Origin of the sequence: Lysinibacillus sp. NPDC096212, from assembly GCF_044763105.1 — a bacterium.
Taxonomy (GTDB): Bacteria; Bacillota; Bacilli; order Bacillales_A; family Planococcaceae; genus Lysinibacillus.
Window position 1 is genome coordinate 234 of the sequence record NZ_JBIWFQ010000001.1, and the last position, 16,302, is coordinate 16,535.

General features: G+C 35.8%; 21 protein-coding genes. 8 read left to right on the plus strand and 13 right to left on the minus strand.

The annotated features are described in order from the left end of the window. A partial coding sequence (locus ACIQ7T_RS00005; protein ID WP_402867945.1) for a hypothetical protein occupies nucleotides 1-197 on the plus strand: 197 nt, incomplete at its 5' end. A 190-nt stretch (nucleotides 198-387) separates the two neighbouring features. Here ACIQ7T_RS00005 and tkt read toward each other — a convergent pair. The 3 genes from tkt to ACIQ7T_RS00020 all read right to left on the minus strand — a co-directional run bounded on the left by tkt (nucleotide 388) and on the right by ACIQ7T_RS00020 (nucleotide 4,186). Then, nucleotides 388-2,382 carry a transketolase gene (gene tkt / locus ACIQ7T_RS00010; RefSeq protein WP_402867947.1) on the minus strand — a complete coding sequence of 665 codons (1,995 nt, stop codon included), beginning with the start codon at nucleotides 2,380-2,382 and terminating at the stop codon, nucleotides 388-390. Between the two features lie 126 nt (nucleotides 2,383-2,508). Then, nucleotides 2,509-2,742 (minus strand): DUF896 domain-containing protein, encoded by a 234-nt coding sequence (locus tag ACIQ7T_RS00015; protein ID WP_132363207.1) that lies wholly within the window; start codon nucleotides 2,740-2,742, stop codon nucleotides 2,509-2,511. An 826-nt stretch (nucleotides 2,743-3,568) separates the two neighbouring features. Further along, nucleotides 3,569-4,186: a CPBP family intramembrane glutamic endopeptidase gene (locus ACIQ7T_RS00020; RefSeq protein ID WP_402867949.1), complete on the minus strand. Its 618-nt coding sequence runs from the start codon at nucleotides 4,184-4,186 to the stop codon at nucleotides 3,569-3,571. A 180-nt stretch (nucleotides 4,187-4,366) separates the two neighbouring features. On the opposite strand from ACIQ7T_RS00020, the gene ACIQ7T_RS00025 reads away from it, so the two are divergent. From ACIQ7T_RS00025 to def, 6 genes are all read left to right on the plus strand, one after another. Then, nucleotides 4,367-4,798, plus strand: a complete 432-nt coding sequence (locus ACIQ7T_RS00025) for a LytTR family DNA-binding domain-containing protein (protein WP_370075075.1) — start codon at nucleotides 4,367-4,369, stop codon at nucleotides 4,796-4,798. A gap of 5 nt (nucleotides 4,799-4,803) precedes the next feature. Further along, nucleotides 4,804-5,229 carry a DUF3021 domain-containing protein gene (locus ACIQ7T_RS00030; RefSeq protein WP_402867951.1) on the plus strand — a complete coding sequence of 142 codons (426 nt, stop codon included), beginning with the start codon at nucleotides 4,804-4,806 and terminating at the stop codon, nucleotides 5,227-5,229. Nucleotides 5,230-5,275: 46 nt separating this feature from the next. Then, nucleotides 5,276-5,788 (plus strand): GNAT family N-acetyltransferase, encoded by a 513-nt coding sequence (locus ACIQ7T_RS00035; protein ID WP_402867953.1) that lies wholly within the window; start codon nucleotides 5,276-5,278, stop codon nucleotides 5,786-5,788. Nucleotides 5,789-5,858: 70 nt separating this feature from the next. Continuing rightward, nucleotides 5,859-6,398: a DJ-1/PfpI family protein gene (locus ACIQ7T_RS00040; RefSeq protein WP_402867955.1), complete on the plus strand. Its 540-nt coding sequence runs from the start codon at nucleotides 5,859-5,861 to the stop codon at nucleotides 6,396-6,398. A 159-nt stretch (nucleotides 6,399-6,557) separates the two neighbouring features. Further along, a complete protein-coding gene (locus ACIQ7T_RS00045) occupies nucleotides 6,558-6,749 on the plus strand; it encodes a helix-turn-helix transcriptional regulator (RefSeq protein WP_053594565.1) in 192 nt (63 codons plus the stop codon). Further along, nucleotides 6,742-7,308, plus strand: coding sequence for a peptide deformylase (gene def, locus ACIQ7T_RS00050; RefSeq protein WP_402867957.1), 567 nt, complete (start codon nucleotides 6,742-6,744; stop codon nucleotides 7,306-7,308). Before ACIQ7T_RS00045 ends, def begins: the two co-directional genes overlap by 8 nt. A gap of 190 nt (nucleotides 7,309-7,498) precedes the next feature. On the opposite strand, the gene ACIQ7T_RS00055 is transcribed toward def, so the two are convergent. Beyond that, complete coding sequence (locus ACIQ7T_RS00055; RefSeq protein ID WP_402867959.1) at nucleotides 7,499-8,176, minus strand: YneB family resolvase-like protein; 678 nt, start codon at nucleotides 8,174-8,176, stop codon at nucleotides 7,499-7,501. Beyond that, nucleotides 8,173-8,487, minus strand: a complete 315-nt coding sequence (yneA, locus tag ACIQ7T_RS00060; RefSeq protein WP_370075080.1) for a cell division suppressor protein YneA — start codon at nucleotides 8,485-8,487, stop codon at nucleotides 8,173-8,175. The genes ACIQ7T_RS00055 and yneA overlap by 4 nt, the downstream gene beginning before the upstream one ends. A 162-nt stretch (nucleotides 8,488-8,649) precedes the next feature. On the opposite strand from yneA, the gene lexA reads away from it, so the two are divergent. After that, the gene (lexA, locus tag ACIQ7T_RS00065; protein WP_402867962.1) at nucleotides 8,650-9,267 is read left to right on the plus strand and encodes a transcriptional repressor LexA; all 618 of its coding nucleotides are present in this window, start codon (nucleotides 8,650-8,652) and stop codon (nucleotides 9,265-9,267) included. A gap of 199 nt (nucleotides 9,268-9,466) precedes the next feature. On the opposite strand, the gene ACIQ7T_RS00070 is transcribed toward lexA, so the two are convergent. From ACIQ7T_RS00070 to ACIQ7T_RS00105, 8 genes are all read right to left on the minus strand, one after another. After that, nucleotides 9,467-10,189, minus strand: a complete 723-nt coding sequence (locus ACIQ7T_RS00070) for a gamma-glutamyl-gamma-aminobutyrate hydrolase family protein (protein ID WP_402867964.1) — start codon at nucleotides 10,187-10,189, stop codon at nucleotides 9,467-9,469. A 95-nt stretch (nucleotides 10,190-10,284) separates the two neighbouring features. After that, nucleotides 10,285-11,037: a prepilin peptidase gene (locus ACIQ7T_RS00075; RefSeq protein WP_402867966.1), complete on the minus strand. Its 753-nt coding sequence runs from the start codon at nucleotides 11,035-11,037 to the stop codon at nucleotides 10,285-10,287. Between the two features lie 57 nt (nucleotides 11,038-11,094). After that, nucleotides 11,095-11,820: a potassium transporter gene (locus ACIQ7T_RS00080; RefSeq protein WP_402867968.1), complete on the minus strand. Its 726-nt coding sequence runs from the start codon at nucleotides 11,818-11,820 to the stop codon at nucleotides 11,095-11,097. Then, entirely contained in the window at nucleotides 11,817-12,410 is a 594-nt protein-coding gene (locus tag ACIQ7T_RS00085; protein WP_402867970.1) for a PilN domain-containing protein, read from the minus strand. Before ACIQ7T_RS00085 ends, ACIQ7T_RS00080 begins: the two co-directional genes overlap by 4 nt. Further along, nucleotides 12,410-13,381: a type IV pilus biogenesis protein PilM gene (gene pilM / locus ACIQ7T_RS00090; RefSeq protein ID WP_402867972.1), complete on the minus strand. Its 972-nt coding sequence runs from the start codon at nucleotides 13,379-13,381 to the stop codon at nucleotides 12,410-12,412. The genes ACIQ7T_RS00085 and pilM overlap by 1 nt, the downstream gene beginning before the upstream one ends. 102 nt (nucleotides 13,382-13,483) lie before the next feature. Beyond that, a complete protein-coding gene (locus ACIQ7T_RS00095) occupies nucleotides 13,484-13,942 on the minus strand; it encodes a prepilin-type N-terminal cleavage/methylation domain-containing protein (protein WP_402867974.1) in 459 nt (152 codons plus the stop codon). 102 nt (nucleotides 13,943-14,044) lie between these two features. After that, on the minus strand, nucleotides 14,045-15,250 hold the full coding sequence (locus ACIQ7T_RS00100; protein WP_402867976.1) for a type II secretion system F family protein: 1,206 nt from the start codon (nucleotides 15,248-15,250) through the stop codon (nucleotides 14,045-14,047). Further along, nucleotides 15,247-16,296 (minus strand): type IV pilus twitching motility protein PilT, encoded by a 1,050-nt coding sequence (locus ACIQ7T_RS00105; protein ID WP_402867978.1) that lies wholly within the window; start codon nucleotides 16,294-16,296, stop codon nucleotides 15,247-15,249. Before ACIQ7T_RS00105 ends, ACIQ7T_RS00100 begins: the two co-directional genes overlap by 4 nt. Nucleotides 16,297-16,302 lie beyond the last annotated feature (6 nt).

A 16,302-nucleotide genomic window follows, 5' to 3' on the forward strand; every position in this document is an offset into this window, starting at 1 on the left:
CAGCGATTCTACCCGGGCTATCAGCGATTTTCGCTCTTTTATCAGCGATTCTACCCGGGCTATCAGCGATTTTCGCTCTTTTATCAGCGATTCTACCCGGGCTATCAGCGATTTTCGCTCTTTTATCAGCGATTCTACCTGCTTTCCAAAACAAATACGAAACTGCATTTTTCCAATGCAGTTTCGTATTTGTTTAACCTAATCTATTAAAAAGTTCTAGCAGCTCGTTTACACTGTTCACTATGTATGTTGCTTATGCATCTGTCATTATGCTACTAATTCATTGTGCAGCTATTTGTATTTCTTTATTGAAGTCCTCTAAACATGAAAAAATACCGCAGTACTCAGAGGAGATTTAACCTACTGAGTATTGCGGTATTTTATAAATTATAGCGCTTTTACCTTCGCTACAACATTTTCTACTGTGAATCCGTATTTTTCCATTACTAATTCACCTGGTGCAGAAGCGCCGAACTTGTCAATTGCAAGAACGTCCCCTTCAAAACCAGTGTATTTATGCCAGCCGAATGATGAGCCCATCTCGATTGCAAGACGTTTTGTTACAGCTTTTGGAAGAACAGATTCTTTGTAAGCTGCATCTTGTTTTTCGAAGCGATCCATAGATGGCATTGAAACAACTGCCACATCTACACCATCAGCTTTTAATGCTTTTTGTGCTTCTACTGCAAGTGAAACCTCAGAGCCTGTTGCAATTAAAATGGCATCTGCCACTTCTTTTGTAGCAGGAGATACTGTATAAGCACCTTTAGTAACACCTTCACGTACTGTATCAATAGATGCGTCAAGCACAGGTAAGTTTTGACGAGATAATACTAAAACAGTTGGTGTTTTTTCAGATGCTACTGCTAGTTCCCATGCAACTGCTGATTCATTTGCATCAGCTGGGCGAACAACAGATAAATTTGGCATTGCACGTAAAGATGCAAGGTGTTCGATTGGTTCATGTGTCGGACCATCTTCCCCTACAGCAATTGAGTCATGTGTAAATACATAAGTAACAGGAAGACCCATTAGTGCAGAAAGACGTACAGCTGGACGAACATAGTCAGAGAATACGAAGAATGTACCACCGAATACGTTAACACCACCGTGAAGTGCCATACCGTTCATAGCAGCACCCATTGCAAACTCACGTACACCGAACCAAATATTACGGCCAGCGTAATCGTCTGCAGAGAAATCTCCAGCGTCTTTCATCGTTGTTTTATTTGAGCCAGCAAGGTCAGCTGAACCACCGAAGAATGATGGTGTTTTCTTTGCAATTGCATTGATTGCATCTCCAGAAGAAGAACGAGTTGCTACTGATTTACCTGCTTCATAAACTGGTAATTCTGAAGCGAAATCCTCTGGTAATTGACCATTCATTGCGTTTTCAAATTGTGCTGCTAATTCTGGGAACTCTTGCTTATATGCTTCAAACTTAGCATTCCAAGCTTCTTCAGGTTGTGCCCCTTGAACTTCAGCAGCTGCTGCGAATGTATCATATGCTTCAGCAGGAATTTGGAATGGCTCGTGCGCCCATTCATATGCTGCTTTTGTTAAAACGACTTCATCTTGACCAAGTGGTGCGCCGTGAGAAGCAGCTTTACCTGATTTGTTTGGTGAACCAAAACCGATAACAGTTTTCACTTCAATAAGTGTTGGCTTGCCAGTTGATTTTTTAGCTTCTTCGATTGCTGCGTTAATTGATGCAACATCTGTACCATCTGCAACTTTTAAATAGTTCCAGCCATAAGATTCAAAACGTTTTTGAACATTTTCTGAGAATGATTTTTCTAAATCGCCATCTAAAGAAATATCGTTTGAATCATATAAAACGATTAACTTTTCAAGTTTTAAGTGACCTGCTAAAGAGATAGCTTCAGCTGCTACACCTTCCATTAAATCGCCATCGCCACAAAGTGCAAATGTATAGTGATCAACGATGTCATGTCCTGGTTTATTGTAAGTAGCTGCTAAATGGCGTTCAGCCATTGCCATACCAACTGTCATAGCAATACCTTGACCTAGAGGACCTGTTGTTGCCTCTACCCCAACAGTATGACCGTATTCAGGATGTCCTGGAGTTAATGAATCCCATTGACGGAAGTTTTGAATTTCTTCCATAGGTAAGCCGTAGCCACCTAGATGAAGTAGGCTATATAAAAGCATAGAGCCATGACCTGCGGAAAGTACAAAACGATCGCGGTTAAACCATTTTGGATTAGCCGGATTATGGCGAAGTTGTTTTGTCCAAAGCGTATAAGCCATTGGCGCTGCCCCCATCGGTAAACCTGGGTGACCTGAGTTTGCTTTTTCAATTGCATCGATTGACAAAGTTCGGATAGCATTAATCGCTAGTTGATCCGCATGTTGAGTCATTATTTTGTGACATCCTTTCTCGTCCTATATATTGTTCTTATACAGTTTAGTCAACATTACTTCAGAAAACAATGGTTTTGTTATACTATTAACGTTTTATTACATACTTTATAGAAATGTGACACATTAATTTAGAAATTTATTTTTTTTCGCTTGTTTAACTTTTTCTGGCGTTACATCATTTCCTTCAGCATCTACCACTTTTACGTTTTCAATTGTATCACGCATAGTTGATCTAAATGTATCTAGATATTCTTTACGAAGCGCTGATCGTTCCTTAGCTTCTGCCTCTGTTAATGTACCACTTTTAGCCTTAGCAGAAAGTTCATTGATTCGGTTAATTTTTTCTTTTGATAACATAGTTACACACCTTTCAATACATATCTTAATGAATATGGTATGCAAAGTATAGCATGTTTTCCCTTGAAATGCAGTTATACCAACCTTTCTAGCACTAGTTTATTCTTTAAGATAGTGCAAAAAAAGCTTATTTTTGGGGCTAGTGGGCTGATTTGGGGCTAATACATACGACGAGCGTGTGACAGAATGTGTAAGATAAAAGATTGGGGTTAATGCTGCAATCTCTTTTTAATCGGTATGATGATCAATCCTGGAGCCGGATTTTATATCCTTGTACAGCATGATCCAATGCTTCAACAACCAGATCTCGTTCATTTTTCGTCCGAATTGAACCTGGGAACTAATTTTAAAAAAAGAACTTAGATAACGGGAAAAGGTGTTAGTCATTGGAGGGAATAGAATTTGGTTTAGCGATTTAGAAAAAATCAATAGTAATAAAATATACCCAAAACTAAAATTTATATTCACAAGATGATTTAACAGAAGATAAGCAGCCAAAAAGTATTTATAAAGACATATAAAAGATTCAGATGATATTATAATTTCCACATTTTGATTATGAATAAAATTCTTGAATATACTATGCAAAAGAGTCTTTTAAGATTATAAGGTGAATAAACACAAAAAAACAGGTGCCCACCACTCATGAACGCCTGGTTATTTTGGTAGCTTAATAACTTGTAAGTAGTATCTATGATCACTAGTTTCTTTATTTTAATATTAGTTCATGCCATACCTCGTTCGCGCAATATTTCGATCTTTTCAGCAACTACTAATAAAACAAGCTAGAAACCTTGATATAATACATACAAAATCAATTTATTCTTTATTTACCATCCCATTTTCCAGAAACCGCAGATAACATTAGCCATGGTTCAATAAACATATTAATTAAAATATGAGCTACAATTGGTGCAAAGGTACTTCGTCCAGCTACAATATAAAGCGTTGCGAGAAGACTTCCTAATATTGTGGTACTTATAATAGCAGGTAATGCAAACTTCCAATCCCCTTTCAAAAGTACCCATACACCATGAGCAATTCCAAAGAGTATCCCTGAAATTAGTATTTGTGTCACGTCTGACAATGCAAGAGTTAATAAGTATTCCATAAGTAAATGTCTGAAAACAACTTCTTCTACTATTCCTGTCACAATGGCAACCCATATTCCAATTACTTTAAGCCAAGAAATAGTCAATAAATGAGCTTTTACAAAAGGTATTGCAATGAGTGTATAAGCAATGTATCCCGTTATGATAAAAAGCGTAAAAATCCAAATAAATATATTCGAAAATACATCTGTCCTAAAGCCAATTCCATTTTCAATAAAACCTTCAGGATTATTATAGAACCAAAGGATTATACTCGCTGTGAGCATAATTGAAATACTTGCTAATATCCAACCAGTTTTATTTCTTTCACTTGAAGTAGTTAATTCATTCATAATATCCATAGCCCCCTTTTACCTGAACTCAATATATCGAACGAGATGTACCCCAACAATACGTTTGGAGTAACATGTTGTTATGATTGTGTAAGATGCCTTTTTCAAAGAATGACCTGCATTTTCCAAAACGATGTATATGCTATAATTTTTTGAGAGGTGATAAAGCTGAAAATAGAGGTGAAAATAGATTCAGAGTATGAAGAGCCACATGTAACAATTTGTACAGCAAAACTTACTCCTACGATACAAGCTGCTATTTCTTTATTACAACAAGAGCAAGAAGAACAAATTTTAACAGGGATAGCAAATAATAAAACATATATCATTGATCCAAATTCAATAATTGTTATTCGAACGGAAGGAAGAGAATTAGCTTTATATGATGTAGATAATAATCGTCTCATATTGAATAAACCTTTATATGAATTAGAGCGACAATTAGGGAATGATTTTATACGGATTTCTAAATCTGCAATTATAAATCTAACAAAAGTTAAAAATATTGAAGCCTCATTTAATGGAACAATGGAAATTGAGTTAGTTTTAGGCATTAAAGAAGTAATTTCTCGTAATTATCGAAAGCAATTTAAAAACCGTTTGGGGGTTTAATATAGGTGCATTTTTTTAAAAATGTAGCGTTTGGCGTAAGTATGGGCTGTACAGTTTTTGTTTTTATTAACCTTTTTGGTTCTTGGATTTTTGGAGATATTTTTTTAGAAGCTATTACGGCAGACTTTATACAACAATCTCTAGGTTCAATTATTGTGGGGCTTGCTTGTGTATTACCATCATATATTTATCAAGTAGAACGTTTAACGTTTTTACTACAAACAGCTATCCATTCTGCAATTTCTTTAGGTACTTTTATTGTTGTTGCACTATTTTTAAATTGGCTTCCTACATCATCTATAGGAATAACTATGTTAATGCTATTCTTTAGTGTTTTGCTATTTACTCTAATTTGGCTGTTATTTTATCTATATAACAAATCAGAAGTAAAAAAAATGAATAAAAAGATTGATGAGCTGATAAATAAATAGAAAGTAAAACAAATGTGAAATTTCTTGACTTGGGGGAAAAAATGAAATGTTTATCAAAACAAAAAGACTATTAATAAGAGAATTTGAGGTCCAAGATTGGCAAGCTGTCTATGAATATACTTCGAATCCAAATGTGATGGAGTATATTCCCGAGGGAGTTTTTAATGAGGAAGAAGCTAAAAAGTTCGTTTCAGAAAATAGAGGTGAAAAAGCAAAATACTTCCCTATTATTTTAGTAAGCGAAAATATTGTTATTGGTCATATTGTTTTCCATCAATATTTTGGTGACCATACATATGAAATTGGCTGGGTATTGAATCCGAACTATTACAATAATGGATATGCCTCTGAAGCAGCAAAAGCTGTACTGGATTACGGATTTAAAGAAATGAAACTTCATAGAATTATTGCAACATGCCAACCAGAAAACATCCCATCCTATCGAGTAATGGAGAAAATCGGCATGAGGCGCGAGGGTTATTTTAAAAAATGCATACCAAACGGAGATGAGTGGTGGGACGAATACTATTATGCTGTCTTAGATGAGGAATGGGCATAAGATCCTTTTAGGGATTAAAAAATCTACCTTTACTACTATGTCTATTTCGATTTCTAGAGGAGAGATTTATATGAAAAAGACCGCTGTATTATTGTATCCCCAATTTAGTGAATATGAATTGAGCGTAGTATTATCTATATTAATGCAAGGAGATAAACCCGTTATAACTGTTGGATTAAACAGTGAAAAAATTAAAGGGGAATCTGGGTTATCTTGTATAGCCGATACACAAATAAGTGAAGTTAATCTTGACGAAATCGATAGCCTGATATTACCTGGGTGTATGGATATAGCTTTACTAATACACGAGCAAAAATTAATTGATTTTATTGGAAATGCAAATGCCAAAGGTGCAATCATTGCAAGCATCTCTAGCAGCCCCACTCTTTTAGCAAAAGCTGGAGTATTAAAGAACAAAAAATATACTGTAAGAATATCACCAGAAGGTATGGATAAGTTAGGTTTCTTTGATCTTAATCATTTCTCTGAAGAACTAGTTGTACAAGACGGCAACATAATAACTGCGAGAGGTAGAGGTTTTATAAAGTTTGGCATTACTGTGGGTAAAGCCCTCCATCTCTCTTTTGATGAAAATTGGTACCTGGAATAACGAAATAGAGCTAATTAATATGAAAACTTAGTTATAGTAATAGATGATATAAATGTTTTTCAACATTATAGAGAATTTATGAGGAAGAGAAGTAGAATTCGCTACTTCTCTTCTTTCATTTCCAAAATGTCCAATACTTTAGATAAAAGAGGGATAAATCTGAAAAACATTATTAAAGCTTTAAGAAAAAAATTAGGAATGACTCAAGAGGCACTAGCAAGGGAGTGTGGCGTCGTAAGACAAACCATTAATTGTATTGAAAATGATAAGTATGACCCTACTCTTGAATTAGCCTTTAAAATTGCTAAAGCTCTTAATAGAAAAGTAGATGAGGTGTTTATATATGAGTAAGTTCCGTCCAGCATATATGATAACAATGAAAGATTTCGTTAAAGAGAGTGCTGCAATATTACGTAAGAATACCCAAGAGGTTACGTTACCTGTATCAGAAGATGATAAAGATAGTTTATTATGCATGCTTCAATACTTGAAAAATAGCCAAGATCCGGATCTTTCCAAAAAACACAAATTGCGTCCTGGATCAGGGTTATCGGCTAATCAAATTGGTCTAAATAAACGAATGTTTGCTGCATTTTTTCAAGATGGAGATAAAAGTCATGAATATATGTTAATTAACCCAAAAATCATTAGTCACTCTTTAAACATGATTTATTTACCTGAGGGGGAAGGATGTCTTTCGGTTAATAGAAGAGTTAGTGGATTTGTTCCAAGATATGAGAGAATTAAAGTCAAAGCATACGATATACATGGGCAAGAAGCCATATTTCAATTTAATGGATATGGTTCAATCTTAATGCAACATGAAATAGATCATTTAAATGGGATCATGTTTTATGACAGAATAAATAAAGAAAATCCATTCAAACTACCAGACAATGTGACTATTTAAAGTTTGTATTAATTTATTACTTAAGGATAGATGGAACTTAGTTATTCCTTGTACCTATCATTTTGATGGTAAAACCCGTCTCTACGGTTGCTGTATCCATCACTTCGCTGTTCTATCCATCACTTCTCGGCCCTTCACCAACATCTAGTGCCTTTAAAAAAAAACAGCGGGACGATAAAACTCCCACTGATTAAAACGTCACTTTATTTTGCCCGCTTCCCTCTTGATGTTCCCGATATCTCCTATGGACTGTAGCTTTGCTTACTTCAAAACCTAGACCTCTAAGAGTCATGGCGATTTCCTCAAAGGTGAAGCCTCGATTACGTAGGTTGACAATTTCGTCTACAGGGACTTCCTTACGTTCTTGACCATTTGGATTTCCACGGTTAGATAAATTGTTTTCTGGGCGATAGCCATTTTCAACGGCACGACGCATGCCACGACGTATTTTAGCATTATGGATTCTGCGCTGGTACTCCTCTACGATTGCTAAAATTTCTAGGAGCATCGTATCCATTTCATTTAATTGTATTGGCCCCTCGTCTCGCATAGAAAAAACATCAGTTTCAGTTTTCTGCAATAAATGCAATACTGCCATTCGAGCATTTCCACGACCTAAGCGTGTTTCATCCTGCACAAATAATGCTTCTATCTCTTTTTCTTTAATGAAATCGAGCATTTCTAGTAAACCTTCACGTTCCACATCATAACCGCTATGCTTGTCCTTAAAAACACGCATGACTTCGTAGCCCTGTTCTTTAGCATAGCGCATCAACTCCTCTTGCTGACGCTCCAACGAGGAACTTTGTGTCTCTTTTTCTGTACTCACACGGCAATAGACAACAGCCGATTGTTGATTCATCATCATTTTTCGTTTCTCGCAATTTCAATTGAATTTATAGGATAGGATTGGTCACCCACTACTGGAATCACTAGGGATTTGCCTGCAATAATTTGTATGTTCGATAATTCATTTTCTGTTTTCACAAGCTTAATCCATTCATCCGTTTTCATTTTACCACGGTATTGATCGGCTAACGACCATAAGCTATCACCATGTGCGATTTCAATTTCTGTGTACGTTACATCGCCTGGGTCTGTTATAAAAAGGTATGCCGCAAAAAGTAGACAAGCTCCTAATAAAGTTGTAATATGTGGATTTTTCTTTAACCAGTTCATGTTTAAAACCCCTTTTCTAGAATGTTTGTTCGGAATATATGTTCTCATATTAATACGAACAAACGTTTTTGTCAAACACTTTTCGAACCTATGTTTGCTTAAGTGTTCGCATTCTGTTATACTATTAATAAGTAGAATGATTAAAAAAAGAGGTGAGCCATTATGAAAAAAGTTTCGAAAAGACAAGAGGCCATATTAGATTTCATTAAAGAAGAAGTACGAGCAAAGGGGTATCCACCTTCTGTACGTGAGATTGGTGAGGCAGTTGGACTTGCTTCAAGCTCAACAGTTCATGGGCATTTAGCTCGTTTAGAACAAAAAGGCTTGATTCGACGCGATCCAACTAAACCACGTGCTATTGAAATTTTAGAGCCAGAGGATTCTATTCAAAAGCAACATGTTATTCATGTCCCATTAGTTGGGAAGGTTACTGCAGGTTCTCCAATAACTGCTGTTGAAAATATCGATGAATATTTCCCACTACCAGATATTTATGGTACAAGTGAAGATCAATTATTTATGCTAGAAATTATGGGTGAATCAATGATTGAAGCTGGCATTTTAGACGGAGATTTAGTGATTGTTAAACAAAAAGCAACAGCTGATAATGGTGATATTGTCGTAGCAATGACTGAAGAGAATGAAGCAACCGTAAAACGTTTCTTTAAGGAAAAAAGTCATTTTCGTTTACAGCCTGAAAACTCAACAATGGAGCCAATTATCGTAGATCAAGTTTCTATTTTGGGACATGTTGTAGGTCTATACCGTCGTGTACATTAAAAGTATCTCAATTTTAAAATATAAAAAGAGGATATTATGTTCACAAATGAGCATATACCTCTTTTTCTTATGTTTTGAGTGCTATTTTATACACTAAAAAAGAACCCACTTTACAATGGATTCCTTACACCTAGCATTGTATTCATGTTCATCACGAAGGTTATCTTAGCCTTGGATAAAAAATAATGCTTATAAAGTTTTATGCCTCTACTTTAAACTTTAAACTTGCCTTTACAAATGCAGCAAATAGTTTCTTTGATACTTCATCTCCTGCAATGGCTAGCTCTTCAGGATGCCATTGTACTGCTAGACAAAATGGTAAATCAACATGCTCTACCGCTTCAATGATACCATCACTTGATTTTGCTACCACTTTTAACTTTTCTGCTACTACATTTATTGCCTGATGATGAAATGAATTCACAGCAATTTTTTCTTCCTCAATAATCGTTTTTAATAATGTATCCGGTGTTAAATTTACATAATGTGTTGCAACACCTCGCGCTGCTTGTTGCACATGCTTTATTAATTTTTTACTATGATACTCACTTTCAATATCCTGATAGACTGTGCCTCCAAACGCAACATTTAGTATTTGAAGCCCTCGACAGATTCCGAGAATCGGCATTTTCCGAATATTGGCTGCATTAATTAAAGCAAGCTCCACTGAATCTCGTTCAGGATGAACCTTCCCTAATTTCGGTGTAGGTTCTGCGTCAAAGAGGAATGGATGTACATCATAGCCACCCGAAAGTAATAATCCGTCCGTCAATGATAAAATTTGTGCTACATCCTCTTCAACGCCAAGTGGAATTATAAGTGGAACTCCCCCTGCTTCAATTATACTTTTGCTATATGCAGCATTTAATCTTGAGGACAAATCATCCTCCGCAAAAGCCGTTATTCCGATAATTGGTTTCACCCTATCCCCTCCATGATCTTTATCTTGCAATAACTGCCTGTAAAAGCCAAATTGGTGAAGACTATTAATCATTGAAGGAATCCATCACTGATTAATTACCAAAACCCAAGATACCAATTCATCAACGCATCCCCATAGAAATAGATGATAATAGCTGCAAGAGCAATAGAAGGTCCGAATGGTATAGGCGTTTTCCTTCCCTGTCCGCGTACCTTTAATACAATTATGCCAACAATCATGCCAATTACTGCCGCTACAAATAACGTCAGAATTGTATGTATTGTCCCGAGTACGAGACCAAGTAAAAAGAATAATTTAATATCACCACCACCCATTCCACCTCTTGATAGAACAGCTATACAATATAATATGCCAAAACCTACGACAGCACCAACTATGCTGTCCCACCATAGTGACAAAGGAGATATAACGCGTCCAAAAACTAGCAATGGTAAAAAGAATAATAGCACCTTATCGGGAATTAGCATATACGCAAAATCCGATACAACAATAATGACTAATAATGAAATAAATAATAGCGCTACAAAAAATTCTGCACTAAAGCCTAATTTCCAATAAGCAAAAGCAAATAATAGGCCTGTTATAAGTTCCATCAGTGGATAAATCCAAGAAATTTTTTGCCCACAGCTACGGCATTTTCCACCTAAAAATAAATAAGACAAAACAGGCACCAAATCAAGCGCCGTCAACTGTCTCTTACAAGAAGTGCAATGCGAGGGTGGACGCACAATGGACTCCTTCAAAGGCACCCGTAAGCCAACCACATTAAAAAATGAGCCAAGAACGAGCCCAAATATTAAAACTGTAATTGTATAAGTAATTTCCATTTTATGTCCTCCTATACTAATAGACGCCCATACATTTAAGTATGCGCGCCATTTAGATTATTGTTGTCCTTCATAATAGAACGTCGTTACTTGTATGGTTGCTTTTAAGGTTGAATCAGCGTCCTCCTTGAATTTCGCTTCTTCACCCGTTAATGTGAAATCGATCGCATCAATTTTCATCACTCGATCAATTTTTTCAATCTCTTTTATAAACTCAACCATTGCTTTATTATCCATTGCGACAACATCAATATCAAATGTTACTAGTTTTAATTCCGTTGGTAAGGAATCTTTAGTAAAAGTAGCAGTTGGCATTTTATCTTTCACTTCAGGAGTTTCATCATTCTTAGCAACAGCTTGTTCATCCGCTTCAGTTGCCGGTTGCTGTGTATCAGCCTGTTCATCAGAATTTGTCGAGTTGGGATCTGTAATAGTAGAATCCGCTACGAGGGAATCATAATTATTAAAGTCCATAGCTTCTACCCGTGTCCTCGTCACCACTTCTATCTCTTCAATATTTCGAATGACTTCATCAATAGCTCGAGTTTGAGGTACTTTTTTACGTAATGTTAAATTACTTGTACTATTTGATTTGCCATTCTTTTCAAGTAAAGCAATCTGCTCCTGAATAGTAGAAACTTCTTGTTGAAGGGCGTTGTTCGAGCTTTCTTTCGCATCTACTTCTTCTAATTTAGGTGTTAATATATAGTAATATAGCGCAAATAAAATGGCTGCAATGAATGCTGTTAAGATAAGAATCGTTGAATTTTTACTACTTGTCATGATTCTCTACCTCCAGCAAGAAATTTAAAATCAATTCCTAATGTAATAGTTGCCGAATAACGTGGTACGTCCTTAAACTTGTTCTTTGCACTTTTTTCCTCTTGGTTTCCAATAGCAACATCAAAATTAGAAATAGTATCAACCTGTATATCATTGAAATAGAGGCTTGCAGTTAGCTTTTCTAAATAAGATGATATAGCTGACATCGTTTCAAAATCAGCTGTAATTTCAACCTTTTTCTCACCAAATACATAGTTCCTTAAATACGTTTGCTCTGGTAACAATACTTGTGTTTCATCCATTAAAGGTGTCACAGGATAGGATACATTTTCCACAAATTGTACGGATTGCTCCAATGAGCCTTGGTTCGCATTTTGCTTACCATCTAACTCCATTTGAATTTGTTCTCGTTGCGATGAAAGCTCCACTTCCTGTACACTTAATTTTGTAAGATCACTTTTTGCTTGGAAAAACAAGAAAATCATATATCCTACTATCATACCAATAAGAATAATAAATACTACATATATTAAAGTAGGTGTTGAATGCTTCTTCTCCAAATTCGGCAAGAGGTTAATTTCTGGTACCATCAGTTAACCTCCTTTAATGCAAGTCCAATTAAGCTTGCAAATTTCTCTGAAAATTGAGGGAAAGATTTTTGAATAACTGAATCATTTAACATAATAATTGGTGTCGAAAAATTATTTTCTAAAAACTCTTTAATGGTAGGAAGTAGTGGATTATCTCCTAAAATGATAATCTCATCTACACTTTTCTCACCTTTATGTAAGGAAAACTTAAAAAAATTCATAATACGATCGATTTCAAGCATTTGATCGGTAAGAATCATACGATACTCATCTTCGACTTCTGAATGATAAGAAAAACGATACTCTTCAATCTCTTCATGCTTCCATTCCGATAAATCTGTATCAAATGATTGGTATCGTAAAAACTCCAGTTGACCAAATGAAAAAATACTTATCGACAATTCATTGATTGACCAATCCGCTATTAAATAAGTTCGATTGTCCTTTATTAACTGCAAATACTCTAACAGACGAATATTACACAATGCTCGAATATCAGCTGCTTGTGGTTCTAATGTAGCATCGAGTAAAAGTCCAATCATTTTAGAAACTTCTTCTGAAGGTGCTGCAAATAGCATGGCCTGTCCATCACTAGGATTTGGGTCATACACATCAATAAGAGGCTCTTGAAATGGAAGATGAATGGAATGACCAAGTTCCATCTCTACATAACCTTTTAATTCATTCCACTCTATATCATCAGGATGCTCAAAGCTCTTTAACAAAACGGAAGTATCCGGTACAAAAATACGCGCATTTTGCTTTTTACCAGCCCATTTTGCCACATCATTTTTCATTACATCAAACAATTCCATTTCATCATGAATAACAGATCCTTCAACAATTCCCTGTGCTAACGGCATTTCATAGCCTTTCCATTGCGACGGATCAGCACCTTTTGCCACAATCGCACGCAATATATAATCCTTTATTTCAATCGACACATGCGATTTTTTCTTTTTTGTAAACATGTGAAAAGATGCCTCCTTTTTAATTTCTATAACTAAATTCAAATATATTAATCTTTCATTTGAACATCCAATTCATGAATTGGATGTTCTTTGAAAGATTATTTACTGATTCATAGCTTTAACTAAATCTTCATCACTTATAATAGTACTTGGCGGTGTGAAAGTTGTTCCAACTGTAAATTTAGCTATATTTTTAATTTCTCCTAAACCTTTAAAAGTAATTTTATATACTTTAGTGGAAACATTATATTCTACAGTGTCATTAGGATCTAACTTACCTTTACCATCATATACATCCGTAAGTTTATCTCCTTTACAAGTAATTACGTTAGAAACCGGTTGACCACAAGATCCATCCGCAATAGCAATTTTCGCACCTGATAGTAAACCAGCAGCGTCTGAAAGATGTGCTTTGTCTCGAGAATTATTAATGATATTCCCAATAGCAGGAATAGCAATAGCCGCAATAATCGCTAGAATTACAATTACCGCTAATAGCTCGATTAACGTTAAACCTTTTTGATTTTTTAATAGTTTTTTGTTTAAGATTTTTTTGAACATCACTGTTCCTCCTTAAAAATTGTTATGATTAGTCCGAAAACACAAGTACAACCATTGCTACGACAACTTTTCTCTATACCACCCCCTTTAAAGTTAGTACGCTTACATATTTTCGTATAATGCGAACATTGGTAAGAAAATTGCCGCGACAATCACTCCTACAACCGCTGCTAAAACTAATATCATCAATGGTTCTACGAGCGACTTTAATGTATCAACCGAGCGATCTACCTCATCCTCATAGAAATCCGCGATCTTCTCGAGCATATAATCAAGAGAACCTGTTTTTTCCCCGATCGAAGTCATTTGGGTTACTAACGGTGGGAATAGCCAACTTTTTTCTAATGGCTCAGATAAGGTGCCGCCTTTTTCTAAGTTATCTCTTGCCTCCAGTACAACTTTTCCTACAACTGGATTCCCTACAATTTTTTCCACAATTGTAAGTGCCTGTAGAATTGGCACTGAACTACTAAACAAAGAAGATAAGGTTCTAGTCATACGAGCAATTACATTTTTTTGCATTAAAATACCAAATACAGGTATTCTTAATAATGCATAATTTACATTGTAATGAAATTGCTTATTATTTTTATAGAAAAATCTAAATAGAAGAATTGATAATAAGAGAATCCCAATAGCAAAATACCAGTATGCTATTAACCAATCCGAAATACTGACAACAACGACAGTTAAGATTGGCATTTCCATGTCCATTTCTTCAAAAGTAGCCATAAACGTCGGAACGATAAATATCATTAGAAACATACCTACAGCGATTGTTAGTACCGATAAAATAGCTGGATATGTCAATGCCGATTGTACTTTCTTTTTAATTTTGAATTGTTTCTCCAGTGTCCCTGCTAAACGATCTAAAGTCTCATCGATATTTCCTGTTGCCTCACCTGAGCGCATCATATTAACAAACATTACAGGAAAAACCTTTGGGTGCTTGGCCGCTGCGTCCGAAAACGCTGTCCCCCCTCGTATATCCTCTTCCACTTGTTCTAATGCTTTTTTCAATGCTTTACTTTTCGTTTGACCACTTAAAATATGTGTTGCCTCTACAATTGAAACACCAGCACGAATTAGTGTTGCATATTGACGACAGTAAATAACGAAATCCTGGTGCTTTACTTTACCGCCAATATTTAAGTCTTTGTGTAAAATGCTTTTAGACTCTTCCAGCTCACGGGCATTAATGCCTTGTGCTCTTAATTTTTCAAGTGCTACTTTTTTGTTAATCGCGTCAATGATTCCTTTTTTGTGTGCACCAGTTTTTGTGCGTCCACTATATCGAAAAACGGTCAATTATAATCCCCCGCATTCATATATGGCCTTGCTTCTTCCAAAGAGATTTTCCCCATTGCTATTAGCTGCTGCATAGAAGATTCCAAAGTATGCATGCCTAGAGCTTTACTAGTCTGCATAACAGTTGGAATTTGGTGAACTTTTTCATTTCGAATTAAATTTGAAATAGATGGTGCTTGTACTAATATTTCAGTTGCAGCAATACGTCCCTTGGCATCCTTACGTACAAATAAACGTTGTGAAACAATGCCCACCAAAACATTCGCTAGTTGTACACGAATCTGTCCTTGCTGATGTGGTGGAAAAACATCTATAATACGATCAATCGTAGTGGGAGCACTACTTGTATGTAATGTCGCCATCACTAAATGGCCCGTTTCTGCCGCTGTAATGGCTGTTGAAATCGTTTCATAGTCCCGCATCTCACCTACTAAAATAATGTCGGGGTCCTGACGAAGAGCAGCACGCAAACCATTGGAAAAGCTCTGAGTATCAACCCCTACTTCACGTTGATTGATAATTGACTTTTTATGTGCATGTAAATATTCAATCGGGTCCTCAAGCGTGATAATATGCTTTGATTTTGTTTCATTAATATGATCAATCATTGCAGCAAGCGTTGTAGATTTTCCCGAACCTGTTGGACCAGTCACTAAAATAAGTCCCTGTGGTTTTTCTGCTAATTGATACAGTACCTGTGGCATATTTAACGATTCAATGGAAGGGATTTTCGCTTCTATTAAACGGGCAGCTATTGTCACTTCATTACGTTGATGATATGCATTTACACGAAAACGACATTTCCCGGGCAATGAATAGTTGAAATCAGTTTCCCCTTTATCGTGAAATTCTTGTAATTTATGCTCAGGTAAAATAGTTTTCACCATTGTCTGTAATTCTTCGGAAGTTAGTAATTCACTCCCATAATGTTCTAGTTGTCCATGGATACGATAAACAGGCGGAATCCCCTTAGTTAAATGAAGGTCAGACGCTTTTTCTTCAAATGCACGCGTTAATAGCTCATCAATATTTCTACATGTTGTCATGAACGA

Coding starts and splice junctions, on each gene's coding strand:
- tkt (WP_402867947.1), bottom strand. CDS start 2,382: ATGACTCAACATGCGGATCAACTAGCGATTAATGCTATCCGAACTTTG.
- ACIQ7T_RS00015 (WP_132363207.1), bottom strand. CDS start 2,742: ATGTTATCAAAAGAAAAAATTAACCGAATCAATGAACTTTCTGCTAAG.
- def (WP_402867957.1), top strand. CDS start 6,742: ATGAGTAAGTTCCGTCCAGCATATATGATAACAATGAAAGATTTCGTT.
- ACIQ7T_RS00095 (WP_402867974.1), bottom strand. CDS start 13,942: ATGTTCAAAAAAATCTTAAACAAAAAACTATTAAAAAATCAAAAAGGT.
- ACIQ7T_RS00040 (WP_402867955.1), top strand. CDS start 5,859: ATGAAAAAGACCGCTGTATTATTGTATCCCCAATTTAGTGAATATGAA.
- ACIQ7T_RS00085 (WP_402867970.1), bottom strand. CDS start 12,410: ATGGTACCAGAAATTAACCTCTTGCCGAATTTGGAGAAGAAGCATTCA.
- yneA (WP_370075080.1), bottom strand. CDS start 8,487: ATGAACTGGTTAAAGAAAAATCCACATATTACAACTTTATTAGGAGCT.
- ACIQ7T_RS00075 (WP_402867966.1), bottom strand. CDS start 11,037: ATGGAAATTACTTATACAATTACAGTTTTAATATTTGGGCTCGTTCTT.
- ACIQ7T_RS00020 (WP_402867949.1), bottom strand. CDS start 4,186: ATGAATGAATTAACTACTTCAAGTGAAAGAAATAAAACTGGTTGGATA.
- ACIQ7T_RS00105 (WP_402867978.1), bottom strand. CDS start 16,296: ATGACAACATGTAGAAATATTGATGAGCTATTAACGCGTGCATTTGAA.
- ACIQ7T_RS00055 (WP_402867959.1), bottom strand. CDS start 8,176: ATGATGATGAATCAACAATCGGCTGTTGTCTATTGCCGTGTGAGTACA.
- ACIQ7T_RS00035 (WP_402867953.1), top strand. CDS start 5,276: ATGTTTATCAAAACAAAAAGACTATTAATAAGAGAATTTGAGGTCCAA.
- ACIQ7T_RS00080 (WP_402867968.1), bottom strand. CDS start 11,820: ATGACAAGTAGTAAAAATTCAACGATTCTTATCTTAACAGCATTCATT.
- pilM (WP_402867972.1), bottom strand. CDS start 13,381: ATGTTTACAAAAAAGAAAAAATCGCATGTGTCGATTGAAATAAAGGAT.
- lexA (WP_402867962.1), top strand. CDS start 8,650: ATGAAAAAAGTTTCGAAAAGACAAGAGGCCATATTAGATTTCATTAAA.